The 13,064-nt window shown below is 62.5% G+C and carries 16 protein-coding genes; all 16 read left to right on the forward strand.

Features of this window, described 5'->3' with window-relative positions; genetic code table 11:
- Nucleotides 1–15 precede the first annotated feature (15 nt).
- Nucleotides 16–825, forward strand: coding sequence for an amino acid ABC transporter substrate-binding protein (locus NOX35_RS04245; protein WP_182285697.1), 810 nt, complete (start codon nt 16–18; stop codon nt 823–825).
- 143 nt (nt 826–968) lie between these two features.
- Nucleotides 969–1,622: an amino acid ABC transporter permease gene (locus NOX35_RS04250; protein WP_182285698.1), complete on the forward strand. Its 654-nt coding sequence runs from the start codon at nt 969–971 to the stop codon at nt 1,620–1,622.
- Nucleotides 1,603–2,379 (forward strand): amino acid ABC transporter ATP-binding protein, encoded by a 777-nt coding sequence (locus NOX35_RS04255; protein WP_371878520.1) that lies wholly within the window; start codon nt 1,603–1,605, stop codon nt 2,377–2,379. Before NOX35_RS04250 ends, NOX35_RS04255 begins: the two co-directional genes overlap by 20 nt.
- Nucleotides 2,380–2,600: 221 nt before the next feature.
- A complete protein-coding gene (locus NOX35_RS04260) occupies nt 2,601–3,413 on the forward strand; it encodes an ABC transporter ATP-binding protein (protein ID WP_182285699.1) in 813 nt (270 codons plus the stop codon).
- Nucleotides 3,410–4,186 carry a lipid asymmetry maintenance ABC transporter permease subunit MlaE gene (gene mlaE / locus NOX35_RS04265; protein WP_182285700.1) on the forward strand — a complete coding sequence of 259 codons (777 nt, stop codon included), beginning with the start codon at nt 3,410–3,412 and terminating at the stop codon, nt 4,184–4,186. The genes NOX35_RS04260 and mlaE overlap by 4 nt, the downstream gene beginning before the upstream one ends.
- Nucleotides 4,187–4,215: 29 nt before the next feature.
- Entirely contained in the window at nt 4,216–4,716 is a 501-nt protein-coding gene (gene mlaD, locus NOX35_RS04270) for an outer membrane lipid asymmetry maintenance protein MlaD (RefSeq protein ID WP_182285701.1), read from the forward strand.
- Nucleotides 4,713–5,516 carry a VacJ family lipoprotein gene (locus tag NOX35_RS04275; RefSeq protein WP_182285702.1) on the forward strand — a complete coding sequence of 268 codons (804 nt, stop codon included), beginning with the start codon at nt 4,713–4,715 and terminating at the stop codon, nt 5,514–5,516. The genes mlaD and NOX35_RS04275 overlap by 4 nt, the downstream gene beginning before the upstream one ends.
- An 80-nt stretch (nt 5,517–5,596) precedes the next feature.
- On the forward strand, nt 5,597–6,229 hold the full coding sequence (locus NOX35_RS04280) for a phospholipid-binding protein MlaC (RefSeq protein ID WP_182285703.1): 633 nt from the start codon (nt 5,597–5,599) through the stop codon (nt 6,227–6,229).
- A gap of 19 nt (nt 6,230–6,248) precedes the next feature.
- Nucleotides 6,249–6,575: a lipid asymmetry maintenance protein MlaB gene (locus NOX35_RS04285; protein ID WP_256495850.1), complete on the forward strand. Its 327-nt coding sequence runs from the start codon at nt 6,249–6,251 to the stop codon at nt 6,573–6,575.
- A gap of 74 nt (nt 6,576–6,649) precedes the next feature.
- Nucleotides 6,650–7,585 (forward strand): ABC transporter ATP-binding protein, encoded by a 936-nt coding sequence (locus NOX35_RS04290; RefSeq protein ID WP_182285705.1) that lies wholly within the window; start codon nt 6,650–6,652, stop codon nt 7,583–7,585.
- Entirely contained in the window at nt 7,582–8,337 is a 756-nt protein-coding gene (locus tag NOX35_RS04295; protein ID WP_256495851.1) for an ABC transporter permease, read from the forward strand. Before NOX35_RS04290 ends, NOX35_RS04295 begins: the two co-directional genes overlap by 4 nt.
- Before the next feature lie 72 nt (nt 8,338–8,409).
- A complete protein-coding gene (locus tag NOX35_RS04300) occupies nt 8,410–8,652 on the forward strand; it encodes a BolA family protein (protein ID WP_003062090.1) in 243 nt (80 codons plus the stop codon).
- A 91-nt stretch (nt 8,653–8,743) separates the two neighbouring features.
- Nucleotides 8,744–10,015 (forward strand): UDP-N-acetylglucosamine 1-carboxyvinyltransferase, encoded by a 1,272-nt coding sequence (gene murA / locus NOX35_RS04305; protein WP_256495853.1) that lies wholly within the window; start codon nt 8,744–8,746, stop codon nt 10,013–10,015.
- The gene (gene hisG, locus NOX35_RS04310; RefSeq protein WP_003062096.1) at nt 10,012–10,674 is read left to right on the forward strand and encodes an ATP phosphoribosyltransferase; all 663 of its coding nucleotides are present in this window, start codon (nt 10,012–10,014) and stop codon (nt 10,672–10,674) included. The genes murA and hisG overlap by 4 nt, the downstream gene beginning before the upstream one ends.
- Nucleotides 10,675–10,695: 21 nt before the next feature.
- A complete protein-coding gene (hisD, locus tag NOX35_RS04315; RefSeq protein WP_256495855.1) occupies nt 10,696–12,012 on the forward strand; it encodes a histidinol dehydrogenase in 1,317 nt (438 codons plus the stop codon).
- 101 nt (nt 12,013–12,113) lie between these two features.
- Nucleotides 12,114–13,046 carry a hypothetical protein gene (locus tag NOX35_RS04320; protein ID WP_256495856.1) on the forward strand — a complete coding sequence of 311 codons (933 nt, stop codon included), beginning with the start codon at nt 12,114–12,116 and terminating at the stop codon, nt 13,044–13,046.
- Nucleotides 13,047–13,064: the final 18 nt, after the last annotated feature.

Genomic DNA, 13,064 nt, shown 5'->3' on the forward strand with positions numbered 1-13,064 from the left:
TCATATTTTGACGCCATGAAAAAACGTACCCTGCTGGCCTCGGTGGCCCTGACTGCAATTTTGGCTGCCTGCGGCAAGAACGAGCCCGCAAGCAACACTGCTGCAGCTCCTGCGCCCGCTCCTGCGGCAGCTGCCGCCAAGCTGGTGGTGGGCCTGGACGACAACTTCCCGCCCATGGGTTTCCGTGATGACAAGAACGAGCTGGTCGGTTTCGACATCGACATGGCCCGTGAAGTGGCCAAGCGCGCCAATATCGAAGTGGAGTTCAAGCCCATCGACTGGAACGCCAAGGAAGCCGAGCTGCTGGGCAAGCGTGTGGACGCGCTGTGGAACGGCCTGACCATTCTGGAAGAGCGCAAGGAAAAGATCCTGTTCTCCGATCCCTACATGGTGAACAAGCAGATCATCATCGTGAAGGCCGGCTCTCCCATCAAGAGCAAGGCCGACATGGTTGGCAAGATCGTGGGCGCCCAGGAAGGCTCCAGCGCCGTGACCGCCCTGACCAAGGACAAGGAACTGTCGGACAAGTTCAAGGAAACCAAGCTGTTCGGCGACAACATCACGGCTCTGATGGATCTGGAAGCCGGCCGTCTGGACGTGGTGGTGGTGGATGAAGTGGTGGGCCGTTTCCTGGTCAACAAGAAGCCCGAAAACTACGTGGTGCTGGCTGATGACTTCGGTACCGAAGACTATGGCGTGGGCTTCCGCAAGGACGACGAAGCCACACGCAACAAGGTCAACGATGTGCTGACCGAAATGAAGAAGGACGGCAAGGCTGCTGAAATCGCCCAGAAGTGGTTTGGCGCTGACGTGATCAAGCACTAATCCCTTTTTCGTGTACTGCACCGGCAATGCCTGGCATTGCCGGTTTTTTTTGCGACGACAATGCGTGCAAACACTTCCTTTTGCGCACGCCCGTGCCTGTGGCGGGCTTTCGATAGCTGCAGCGCCACACTGAAGGCCATTTGATGGACTATGTAATCTCGCTCCTGGGGCCCATGTCGGCTGGTGCCCTTGTCACACTCAAGCTGTTTTTCATCACGCTGGTGCTTTCCATCCCTCTGGGGCTGGCGTTGGCGCTGATGCGCATCTCCAGCATCAAGCCGCTGAGCGGCGCCGTAGGCGCCTATATCTGGCTGATGCGCGGCACGCCGCTGATGCTGCAGCTGCTGTTTGTTTACTTCGCGCTGCCCTTTGTGCCCTACATCGGTGTGCGCCTGCCCGACTTTCAGGCGGCCGTGGTGGCGTTTGCGCTGAACTACGCGGCCTATTTCGCTGAAATTTTCCGTGCCGGCATCAAGTCCGTGGACCGCGGCCAGTACGAAGGCGCCAAGGTGCTGGGTATGACTTATGCCCAGACCATGCGCCGCATTGTGCTGCCCCAGATGTGGGCCCGCATCCTGCCGCCCGTCAGCAACGAGACCATTACCCTGGTCAAGGACACTTCGCTGATCTATGTGCTGGCGCTCAACGACCTGCTGCGCGTGGCGCGCGGCGTGGTGCAGCGCGACTTCAGCTTCACGCCCTTTGTCGTGGCTGCGGCCTTCTATCTCATCATGACCCTGGTGCTGACCTGGGGCTTCCAATACCTCGAGAAACGCTATGCCAAGTACGACGCCTGACGTGATGATTTCCGCCCGGGGCATCCACAAGGCCTTTGGCAGCAACGAAGTGCTGCGCGGTGTCTCTCTGGAGCTGCTGCGCGGCGAGGTGGTGGCCGTGATCGGCCCGTCCGGCTCGGGCAAGAGCACTTTTTTGCGCTGCCTCAACCACCTGGAGACGATTGACCGCGGCACCATCAGCATCGAAGGCGAGGTGTTGGCGCGCTCCGAGGGGGAGGCCAGGGCTCAGTATGTGAGCGATGCCGAAATCCGCAAGATCGGCCGCAAGATGGGCATGGTGTTTCAGTCCTTCAATCTGTTTCCCCATCTCACGGTGCTGGAGAACATCATTGAGGCGCCGCTCATCGTCAAGGGCATGAAGCGCGAAGACATCCTTCCCAAGGCCGAGGCTCTGCTTGCCAAGGTGGGGCTGGCCGCCAAGCGCGATGCCTACCCCAACCATCTCTCCGGCGGTCAGAAGCAGCGCGTGGCGATTGCCCGTGCGCTGGCCATGGAGCCGGACATTCTGTTGTTCGACGAGCCCACCTCGGCGCTGGATCCCGAGCTGACCGGTGAGGTGCTGCGCACCATGCGCGAACTGGCCGAGGAGCATATGACCATGCTGGTCGTGACCCACGAGATGGGTTTTGCGCGTGAGGTGGCCAACCGCGTGATCTTCATGGATGGCGGTCACATTGTCGAGCAAGGCCCGTCCGAAGCATTCTTTGTTGCGCCTCAGCACGAGCGCACCAAGGCGTTTCTGCAGAATATGTTGTAAATAAGTCGCAACTGCTGATGCGATTTCATATCGCAAAAAAAGCAGTTTGCGCATGCACAACAAGCGCTAAATGCTCCTGAAACAGGAGCGGAAGCTCTGCGATTCAAACCAGGTCTTGAAGAAACATTCGTGAATGTATGTTTACTTGGGACTAACCCGAGCTTTTTGCCGAGCTTGTCGGCACAATACCAGTTTGCTTTCTCTTGAGCGGCTATTCACGCATGTCACCCAACGCACCCTTTGTGGAACTGCGCAATGTCACCTTTGGCTATGGTGACCGCGTCATCCTGCGCGATCTGTCCCTGCAAGTGCCGCGCGGCAAGGTCACGGCGCTGATGGGCGCATCGGGCGGTGGCAAGACCACGGTGCTGCGTCTGATCGGCGGGCAGAACCGCGCCCAGCAGGGCCAGGTGCTGTTTGACGGCCAGGATGTGACCACCATGGATGCGCAGCAGCTTTACGCCGCGCGTCGCCGCATGGGCATGCTGTTTCAGTTCGGTGCGCTGTTCACCGACATGAGCGTGTTTGACAACGTGGCCTTTCCGCTGCGCGAGCACACCGATCTGCCCGAAGAGCTGATTCGCGACATCGTGCTCATGAAGCTGCATGCCGTGGGCTTGCGCGGGGCGCGCGATCTGATGCCTTCCCAGGTATCGGGCGGCATGGCCCGCCGCGTGGCACTGGCCCGCGCGATTGCGCTGGATCCCGAACTGATCATGTATGACGAGCCTTTCGCGGGCCTGGACCCTATTTCACTGGGCACCTCGGCGCAGCTGATCCGCCAGCTCAACGATGCCATGGGCCTGACTTCGATTCTGGTTTCCCACGATCTGGAAGAAACCTTCCGCGTGGCCGACCACGTGGTGATTCTGGGGGCCGGCAGCGTTGCCGCCCAGGGCACGCCCGAAGAGGTGCGCGCCAGCAGCGATCCGCTGGTGCAGCAATTCATCCATGCCAGACCCACGGGGCCTGTGCCGTTCCACTATCCCGGCGTCAGTGCCGATGAGGACTTCGGCAGCAGGAGGCGTGCATGAACTTTCTCGCACGCATTGGCCTGGCAGTGCGCTGCCAGCTGGTCAACATGGGGATCGGTGCGCGCCTGTTGTGGCGCCTGCTGGGCTTGATGGGGCCGGCACTCAGGCGACCGCGCCTGATCGGCGACCAGATTCACTTTCTGGGCAATTATTCGCTGGCCATCATCGGCGTCTCCGGATTGTTCGTGGGCTTTGTGCTGGGTCTGCAGGGCTATTACATCCTGCAGCGCTATGGCTCGGCCGAGGCGCTGGGCATGATGGTTGCCCTGAGTCTGCTTCGAGAGCTGGGACCCGTGGTCACTGCCTTGCTGTTCGCGGGCCGTGCCGGTACGGCCCTGACGGCCGAAATCGGTCTGATGAAGGCCGGTGAACAGCTGTCGGCCATGGAAATGATGGCAGTCGACCCCGTCAAACGCATTTTGGCGCCGCGCTTCTGGGCCGGGCTGATCACCATGCCCTTGCTGGCTGCAGTCTTCAGCGCCGTCGGCGTGCTGGGCGGCTGGCTGGTGGGGGTGGTGCTGATCGGCGTCGACAGCGGTGCTTTCTGGGGCCAGATGCAGCAGGGCGTGGATTGGTGGAGCGATCTGGGCAACGGCGTGCTCAAGAGCTTTGTCTTCGGCCTGGCCGTGACCTTTGTGGCCCTGCTCGAAGGCTATGCGGCCAAGCCTACGCCCGAAGGGGTTTCCCGGGCCACCACCCGTACCGTGGTCGTGGCTTCGCTAGCGGTGCTGGGGCTGGACTTCCTGCTCACCGCAACCATGTTCAGCATTTGAGGCTGCACAGCAGATAGAGGTAAAAAATCATGCAGCAAAAGAAAAGTGATATCTGGGTCGGCCTGTTTGTGCTGATCGGTGCTCTGGCCCTGGTGTTCCTGGCCTTGCAGTCGGCCAATCTGCTGAGTCTGAACTTCCAGAAGACCTATGTGATTACGGCGCGTTTTGACAATATCGGCGGGCTCAAGCCCAAGGCGGCGGTCAAGAGCGCCGGCGTGGTCGTGGGCCGTATCGAGTCCATCACCTTCAACGACCAGACCTTTCAGGCCGATGTGGCCATGAGCATGGAAACCCGTTACGCCTTTCCCAAGGATAGTTCGCTGAAAATTCTGACAAGCGGCCTGCTGGGCGATCAGTACATTGGTATTGAAGCGGGCGCCAGCGAAGAGAACCTCAAGGCAGGCGACCGCGTGACAGCCACCCAGTCTGCCGTGGTGCTCGAGAATCTGATCGGTCAGTTTCTCTACAGCAAGGCGGAGCAGGGTGGTGATTCCGGTGGTGCCGCAGCCAACGGGGGAGCGAAAGAATGATGACGACAACAAGCTCACCAACGAAATTGGTGTCAAACAAGGCGCAAGCGCTCAGGCGCAGTGCGCTGGTAGCTGGCGTTTCCGTAGCAGCTTTGCTGACCGGCTGCGCCACCACCACGGCCACAGGCCCCGCCAATCCAGCCGATCCGCTGGAGTCCATGAACCGCAGCATCTATTCCTTCAACGAAGGCGTGGACGAGGCGATCTTCAAGCCCGTGGCCACGGCCTATCAGACCGTGACGCCGCGCCTTGCCAGAGATGGTGTGACCAATTTCTTCGACAACCTTGGCGATGCCTGGTCCTTCGTCAACAATGTGCTGCAGGGCCAGGGTGGGGACGCTTACAACTCCATGGTGCGCTTCAGCGTCAACACGGTGTTCGGCATTGGCGGTCTGTTCGACATTGCCAGCGAGGCCGGCATCGAGCGTCGGAAGCAGGATTTCGGTCAGACCCTGGGCCGCTGGGGCGTGTCTACCGGGCCATATCTGGTGCTGCCGTTCTGGGGGCCTTCCACGGTGCGGGATTCGGCAGGCCTGCTGGTCGATGCCTTTGGTTATCCCGCCAACACCATGGATGATGTGCGCTGGCGCAACAGCCTGTTCGGTCTGCGCATGGTCAACAACCGTGCCAATCTGCTCAAGGCCGGTGATGTACTGGACTCCGTTGCGCTCGACAAATACAGCCTGGTGCGCGATGTCTATCTGCGCTCACGCATTGGCGGCGCGGCGTCCGGCGGCGATGGTCGTCTCGAAAACTATGATGACGACAACGCCGGCAAGCTGCCCCCGGAAGGCCAGTGAGCCGGTAGAGCTTGGTTACAAACATGATGCTCAGGCTGCGCGAGTGCGGTGACACTTGCGGGCCTAGGAGAAAAAACGCAATGAAGATTACTCGTCGCATGTGGGGCATGGCAGCAGGTGCCATGCTCGCTCTGAATCTGGGTCTGCCCGCCGCCCAGGCTGCTGAGGAAGCGCCTGACGCACTGGTCAAGCGCGTCTCTGCCGATGTGCTGGAGACCATCAAGAAGGACGCCTCGCTGCGCAACGGCGACGCCAGCAAGATCAATGCGCTGGTCAATGAGAAGGTCATGCCCTATGTGGACTTCCGCCGCATGACATCGGCCGCTGTCGGTCCGGCCTGGCGTCAGGCCACGCCCGAGCAGCGCCAGAAACTGCAGGACGAGTTCAAGGCCCTGCTGATTCGCACCTATGCGGGGGCCCTGTCCCAGGTCGGCGATCAGACCATTACCGTAAGGCCAGTGCGCATGGCTGCCGGCGACACCGACGTGCTGGTGCGTACCCAGGTCAACGGCCGTGGCGACCCCGTGCAGCTGGATTTCCGTCTGGAAAAGCAGGCCACGGGCTGGAAGCTCTACAACTTCAACGTGCTCGGTGTGTGGCTGGTGGAAACCTATCGCAACCAGTTTGCGCAGGAAATCAATGCCAACGGCATCGACGGCCTGATCAAGACCCTGGCCTCGCGCAGCTCCATGCCGGCGACGGCCACCAAGTAAGCAAAGCGCTTCAGACGTCATGACCCGCTCAGCTAGCAACCCTCTGCAACTGCCCAAGGAACTGACCTATCGTCAGGGGCGCGACTGTCTGCTGCGTCTGCGCCCGCTGGTCACGGGCCATGCGGATGCCCAGGTGGTGCTGGATGCCAGCGCCGTCAAGGTGTTTGACTCGGCGGCTCTGGCCGTGCTGCTGGCCTGCCGGCGTGCAGCCCAGGAGGTGGGCAAGCAGCTCATCGTCGAAGGCCTGCCCAAGGGGCTGCAGTCCATGGCCGCGCTGTATGGCGTGGACGGCTTGCTGATGCCCGCTCCCGTGCCCGATGCGGCCGCCACCGTTCAGCAGGGCTAGGCTGACGAATCACTGTGTCCGGCTAAGCCCCGCCAAGGCAGAGGCTGTGGGCAAGCCCTAGAATCATGGGCTCCATGTCCGCAGTCTCATTCCAATCCGTCTCCAAGACCTACCGCACCCCCAAGGGGGATTTTCAGGCCCTCAAATCGGTGAGCCTGGATATCGAGGAAGGTGAATTCTTCGGTCTGCTCGGCCCCAACGGTGCCGGCAAGACCACGATGATCAGCATCCTCGCCGGACTGGCGCAAGCCACGGGCGGGCGCGTGCTGGTGCAGGGCAGCGATGTGCAGGCCAATTACGCCGATGCACGCCGCAAGCTGGGCATCGTGCCGCAGGAGCTGGTGTTCGACCCCTTCTTCAATGTGCGCGAGGCCTTGAGATTCCAGTCCGGATATTTCGGCGTCAAGAACAACGACGACTGGATCGACGAGCTGCTCGACAGCCTGGGCCTGACGGACAAGGCCCACAACAATATGCGCCAGCTCTCGGGCGGCATGAAGCGCCGCGTGCTGGTGGCTCAGGCCCTGGTGCACAAGCCGCCCATCATCGTGCTGGACGAGCCCACGGCCGGTGTGGACGTGGAGCTGCGCCAGACGCTGTGGCATTTCATTGCCAAGCTCAACAAGCAAGGCCATACGGTGCTGCTGACCACTCACTATCTGGAAGAGGCCGAGGCGCTGTGCAGCCGCGTGGCCATGCTCAAGCGCGGCGAGATCATCAAGCTCTCGCCCATGAGCGAGCTGCTCAAGTCGGCTTCCAGCAATGTGTTGCAGTTCAAGACCGATAGCGCCCTGCCCAAGGCCGTGGCCGACAGGGCCCGGGTCACAGGTCGAATCGTGCAGATTCCTGCCGCCCATGCCGGCGATGTGGAGCAACTGCTGGCCGCTTTGCGCGAGGCGGGCGTGACCCCCGAGGATGTGGAAATCCGCCGTGCGGATCTGGAGGATGTGTTCATCCACATCATGAATGAAGGCTCCAGGACACAGGCTCCTGCAGGAGGTGTCCAATGAACGGCTGGCAGACCCTGCTCAAGAAGGAAGTACTGCGCTTCTGGAAGGTGAGCTTTCAGACCGTGGCCGCACCGGTGCTCACGGCCGTGCTGTATCTGCTGGTTTTCGGTCATGTGCTCGAAGGCCGGGTCATGGTCTATGACCGCATCCCCTACACCGCGTTTCTGATCCCCGGTCTGGTGATGATGAGCATGTTGCAAAACGCGTTTGCCAACAGCTCGTCCAGCCTGGTGCAGAGCAAGATCATGGGCTCGCTGGTATTCGTGCTGCTCACGCCGCTGTCGCACTGGGCCTGGTTCAGCGCCTATGTGGGAGCGGCGATTCTGCGCGGCCTGCTGGTGGGGCTGGGCGTGTTTGTGGTCACCTTGTTCTTTGCGGTGCCCGACTTTGCCGCGCCGCTGTGGATTCTGGTGTTCGGCTTTCTGGGCTGTGCCCTGATGGGCACGCTGGGCCTGATCGCCGGGCTCTGGGCCGAGAAGTTCGACCAGATGGCGGCTTTCCAGAACTTTCTGATCATGCCCCTGACCTTTCTGTCCGGCGTGTTCTATTCCGTGCACTCGCTGCCCGGCTTCTGGCAGGCGGTCAGCCATGTCAACCCGTTCTTCTACATGATCGACGGCTTCCGCTATGGCTTCTTCGGCCAGAGCGATGTCTCTCCCTGGCTCAGCTTCATCATCGTCGGCGCTGCCTGGCTGGCCGTGAGCGCGCTGGCCGTGCACCTGCTGCGTATCGGCTACAAGATTCGTAACTGATTTTTAGAATTGACGCAGGGCTGCTTGCGAGACAATGACCGGTTTCGCCAGCTTTGCGCTTAAAGGTTCCCCATGACTGCAGACCAACTCAAAGACCTGATCGCCGCCGGCCTGCCCTGCGAGCATATTGCGCTGGAAGGCGACGGCCGACATTGGTTTGCCACCATCGTGTCTGCACAGTTCGAAGGCCAGCGTCTGCTGGGCCGTCAGCGCCTGGTCTATGCCACGCTGGGCAATCGCATGGCCACCGATGAAGTCCATGCTCTGTCCATGAAGACCTACACCCCGGCAGAATGGGCTGCTGCCCAGGCCTGAGGCGGCTTGAAAATCAAAATTGATAGCTGTCAGCGCTTGATGCATAAGCGCTGAGTGCATTTTTTATATATAACATTCAAGGCTTGAAGCCATGGACAAACTCAAGATCCACGGTGGTCGTCCCCTCAAGGGCGAAGTGATCATTTCCGGCGCCAAAAACGCCGCTCTGCCTGAAATGTGTGCCGCACTGCTCACTGCCGAGCCCGTGCATCTGCACAATGTGCCGCGTCTGCACGATGTGGCCACCATGCGCAAGCTGCTGGCCAATATGGGCGTGCAGACCGAGACCCATGGCGAACGCGGCGGCATGAGCTTTGTGGCCCCCGACAGCCTGACGCCCGAAGCGCCTTACGAGCTGGTCAAGACCATGCGCGCCTCGGTACTGGCCCTGGGTCCGCTGCTGGCCCGCTTTGGCCACGCCAAGGTGTCGCTGCCCGGCGGCTGCGCGATCGGCTCGCGCCCCGTGGATCAGCACATCAAGGGCCTGCAGGCCATGGGTGCCATCATCACCGTGGAAAACGGCTATATGCAGGCCAGCCTGCCAGAAGGCTGGAAGCGCCTGAAGGGCGCACGCATCACCACCGACATGGTGACCGTGACCGGTACCGAGAACTTCCTGATGGCCGCTGCGCTTGCCGAAGGCGAGACGGTGCTGGAAAACGCCGCCATGGAGCCCGAAATCACCGATCTGGCCGAGATGCTGATCAAGATGGGGGCCAGGATCACGGGCCACGGCACCAGCCGTATCGTGATTCAGGGCGTGGACAAGCTGCATGGCTGCGAGCACCAGGTGGTGGCCGACCGTATCGAGGCCGGCACCTTCCTCTGCGCCGTGGCGGCCACCAGCGGCGAAGCTTTGCTGCATCACGCACGCGCCGACCATCTGGGCGCCGTGATCGACAAGCTCAAGGATGCGGGCGTGAGCGTGGATTGCGTGGACGGCGGCCTGAAGGTGGCGTCCTCGGGCAAGCTCAAGGCGCAGGGCTTTCGCACCACCGAATATCCGGGCTTTCCCACCGATATGCAGGCCCAGTTCATGGCGCTGAACCTGGTGGCCGAAGGCACCAGCATGGTGACCGAGACCATCTTCGAGAACCGCTTCATGCATGTCAACGAGATGGTGCGCCTGGGCGCGCGCATCACCACCGATGGCCGCGTGGCGACCATCGAAGGCGGCAAGCGCCTGTCCGGCGCCACCGTGATGGCGACCGACCTGCGCGCTTCGGCCAGCCTGGTGATTGCCGGTCTGGTGGCCGAGGGCGAGACCATCGTCGATCGCATCTACCACCTGGATCGTGGCTACGACCGCATGGAAGACAAGCTGCGCGCCCTGGGCGCCGATATCGAGAGAATTTCCGCATGAGCACCGCAACGCCTGTGACCATCGCCCTGTCCAAGGGCCGCATTTTTGAAGAAACCGTGCCCCTGCTGGCCGCTGCCGGCATAGCGGTGACCGAGGATGTGGAAAAGTCGCGCAAGCTGATTTTCGACACCAACCGCCCCGATGTGCGCGTGGTGCTGGTGCGTGCTTCGGACGTGCCCGTCTATGTGCAATACGGTGGCGCGGATCTGGGCGTGTCGGGCCTGGATTCGCTGATCGAGCATGGCGGCCAGGGCCTGTACCAGCCGCTGGACCTGCAGATCGCCAAGTGCCGCGTCAGCGTGGCCGTGCGTAACGGTTTTGACTACCAGCTGGCGGTCAAGCAGGGCGCGCGCCTGCGCATCGCCACCAAATACCCCGAGATCGCGCGCAATTTCTTCGCCAAGAAGGGCGTGCACGTGGACATGGTCAAGCTCTACGGCTCCATGGAGCTGGCGCCGCTGACCGGCATGGCCGATGCCATCGTCGATCTGGTGTCCACCGGCAACACGCTCAAGGCCAACGATCTGGTCGAGGTCGAGCCGATCATGGACATCAGCTCGCGTCTGGTCGTCAACCAGGCTTCGCTCAAGCTCAAGCAGGCTCCGCTGCGCCACATCATCGATGCGTTTGCGCAGGCCGTTGCCGCCAAGAACAACTGATTATCCCCACTGGTAAATACTATGGAATTCGTAGCTGCTCCCGCCCGTCTTTCAACCGCTGATGCCCAGTTCGAGCATGATTTTGCGCAGCGTCTGCATTGGTCGGCGGACACGGATGCAGCCATCGAGCAGCGCGTGGCCGACATCCTGGCCGATGTACAGCAGCGTGGTGATGCCGCCGTGCTCGAGTACACGGCACGCTTTGACGGCCTGCAGGCCGATTCCATGGCTGCGCTGGAGCTGACCAAGCAGGAGCTGAAAGCCGCTTTCGAGAGCCTGCCCGCTGCCGAACGTGAAGCGCTGGAGTCGGCGGCACGCCGTGTGCGCAGCTATCACGAGGCGCAGAAGAAGGCCAATGGCGAGAGCTGGAGCTACCGCGACGAAGACGGCACGCTGCTGGGCCAGAAGGTCACGCCGCTGGACCGCGTGGGCATCTACGTGCCCGGCGGCAAGGCCGCCTATCCGTCCAGCGTGCTGATGAACGCCATTCCCGCCCATGTGGCCGGTGTGCAGGACATCATCATGGTCGTGCCCACGCCGCAGGGTCAGAAGAACCCGCTGGTGCTGGCTGCTGCCTATGTGGCGGGCGTGCATCGCGCCTTCACCATTGGCGGCGCCCAGGCCGTGGCTGCCCTGGCCTACGGCACGGCCACCGTGCCCAAGGTGGACAAGATCACCGGCCCCGGCAATGCCTATGTGGCCAGCGCCAAGAAGCGCGTGTTCGGCATTGTGGGAATCGACATGATCGCAGGCCCTTCGGAGATCCTGGTGCTGGCCGACGGCACGACCCCGCCCGAATGGGTGGCCATGGACCTGTTCAGCCAGGCCGAGCACGACGAACTCGCCCAGTCCATTCTGCTGTGTCCCGATGCGGCTTATATCGAGGCCGTGCAGCGCGAGATCGACCGCCTGCTGCCCGAGATGCCGCGCAAGGCCATCATCGCCAAGAGCCTGAGCGACCGCGGCGCGCTGATCCTGACCAAGGACATGGAAGAGGCTTGCGCGATCAGCAACCGCATCGCGCCCGAGCATCTGGAAGTCTCCAGCTGCGACCCGCATCGCTGGGAGCCTTTGCTGAGGCACGCCGGCGCCATCTTCCTGGGTGCCTATACCTCGGAGAGCCTGGGCGACTATTGCGCCGGCCCGAATCACGTGTTGCCGACCAGCGGTACGGCGCGCTTTTCCTCGCCGCTGGGGGTGTACGACTTCCAGAAGCGCAGCTCCATCATCGAAGTCAGCGAGGCCGGTGCCCAGATCCTGGGCAAGACCGCCGCCGTGCTGGCCTATGGCGAAGGCCTGCAGGGCCATGCCAGGGCTGCCGAAATGCGCCTGAAGTAAACCGGCGAGCACCTGCCCCCCTGAAGCCGTGGCCTGTCCACGGCTTTTTTCGTTGCCAGGCAGATCCACATGTCCGTCGTCCCGGGGCAAATCGTCTCCATATGTTTCCTGGCGCGGGAAAGCGTGGATTTGCGGTGACACTCGGCGGGCTGCGTGGCAGCGCAGCATTCCATAGCCAATCACAACAAGGGAGCGTGAAGATGAATCAGGTCATGAGTTCCTGGCAGCAACGCGGCTGGCGGCTGCTGGGCGGACTGCTGCTGGTCGCCGGGCTGGCCGCCTGCGGTGCACCGCCTTCGGCGCAGGATGCCTTGCAGGTCGCCGAGCGCGGATCGGCAGCGCCGCGCACGCCCAGGGTCGAGTCCACACTGGGCACGCAATGGGGGGAAGGGCGAGAGTCGGTCACACGGACCGTGGAAGCTGCGCGCCTGGATCCCGAGCGCCCGCGCACCGTGGCACAGCTGCGCTACTCCGATGAGGCCAGCATCCGCCGCGCCCTGGGACGCAGCATTGATCAGCAGCTCAGCGTGCAGCTGGCCGACGGCGACGTGGAGTGGGTGGTGCAGGACGGGCAAGGCCGGCCGCTGCCCATCTACACCATGCGCGGAGCTCGGGACTATCAGCTGGCCGGCCGTCATGGCGAGCGCTACGAGCTGGTCTACAGCAACCGCAGCCAGCGTCACTATGAGGTCGTTGCCACGGTGGACGGCCTGGATGTGCTCACCGGCCAGGCCGGCAGCGTGCACAGCGCCGGCTATCTGCTGCGTCCCGGCGAGACCCTGCGCATCGAGGGTTTTCGCAAGAGCCAGCGTGAAGTGGCGGCCTTTCGCTTTGCCGGCAAGGAGCGTGCCTATGCGGGCAACACCCCGGCTGGCGACGCCCGCAACGTGGGCGTGATCGGAGCGGCCCTGTTTGAAGTCCGGCTGCAGGGGCGCGATGCCGCTCAGCCTGCGCCCGGGAGCCGCGGCGCGGCCGAGCCTGCGGCTTTTCCCGCCGACGGCAGATATGCCCCGCCGCCGCAGTACCGGCGCTGAGGTCTTTGGCGCCGCCGC

Origin of the sequence: Comamonas sp. C11 (genome assembly GCF_024496285.1) — a bacterium.
Taxonomy (GTDB): Bacteria; Pseudomonadota; Gammaproteobacteria; order Burkholderiales; family Burkholderiaceae_C; genus Comamonas; species Comamonas testosteroni_F.

Coding starts and splice junctions, on each gene's coding strand:
- NOX35_RS04245 (WP_182285697.1), top strand. CDS start 16: ATGAAAAAACGTACCCTGCTGGCCTCGGTGGCCCTGACTGCAATTTTG.
- NOX35_RS04250 (WP_182285698.1), top strand. CDS start 969: ATGGACTATGTAATCTCGCTCCTGGGGCCCATGTCGGCTGGTGCCCTT.
- NOX35_RS04255 (WP_371878520.1), top strand. CDS start 1,603: ATGCCAAGTACGACGCCTGACGTGATGATTTCCGCCCGGGGCATCCAC.
- NOX35_RS04260 (WP_182285699.1), top strand. CDS start 2,601: ATGTCACCCAACGCACCCTTTGTGGAACTGCGCAATGTCACCTTTGGC.
- mlaE (WP_182285700.1), top strand. CDS start 3,410: ATGAACTTTCTCGCACGCATTGGCCTGGCAGTGCGCTGCCAGCTGGTC.
- mlaD (WP_182285701.1), top strand. CDS start 4,216: ATGCAGCAAAAGAAAAGTGATATCTGGGTCGGCCTGTTTGTGCTGATC.
- NOX35_RS04275 (WP_182285702.1), top strand. CDS start 4,713: ATGATGACGACAACAAGCTCACCAACGAAATTGGTGTCAAACAAGGCG.
- NOX35_RS04280 (WP_182285703.1), top strand. CDS start 5,597: ATGAAGATTACTCGTCGCATGTGGGGCATGGCAGCAGGTGCCATGCTC.
- NOX35_RS04285 (WP_256495850.1), top strand. CDS start 6,249: ATGACCCGCTCAGCTAGCAACCCTCTGCAACTGCCCAAGGAACTGACC.
- NOX35_RS04290 (WP_182285705.1), top strand. CDS start 6,650: ATGTCCGCAGTCTCATTCCAATCCGTCTCCAAGACCTACCGCACCCCC.
- NOX35_RS04295 (WP_256495851.1), top strand. CDS start 7,582: ATGAACGGCTGGCAGACCCTGCTCAAGAAGGAAGTACTGCGCTTCTGG.
- NOX35_RS04300 (WP_003062090.1), top strand. CDS start 8,410: ATGACTGCAGACCAACTCAAAGACCTGATCGCCGCCGGCCTGCCCTGC.
- murA (WP_256495853.1), top strand. CDS start 8,744: ATGGACAAACTCAAGATCCACGGTGGTCGTCCCCTCAAGGGCGAAGTG.
- hisG (WP_003062096.1), top strand. CDS start 10,012: ATGAGCACCGCAACGCCTGTGACCATCGCCCTGTCCAAGGGCCGCATT.
- hisD (WP_256495855.1), top strand. CDS start 10,696: ATGGAATTCGTAGCTGCTCCCGCCCGTCTTTCAACCGCTGATGCCCAG.
- NOX35_RS04320 (WP_256495856.1), top strand. CDS start 12,114: ATGTTTCCTGGCGCGGGAAAGCGTGGATTTGCGGTGACACTCGGCGGG.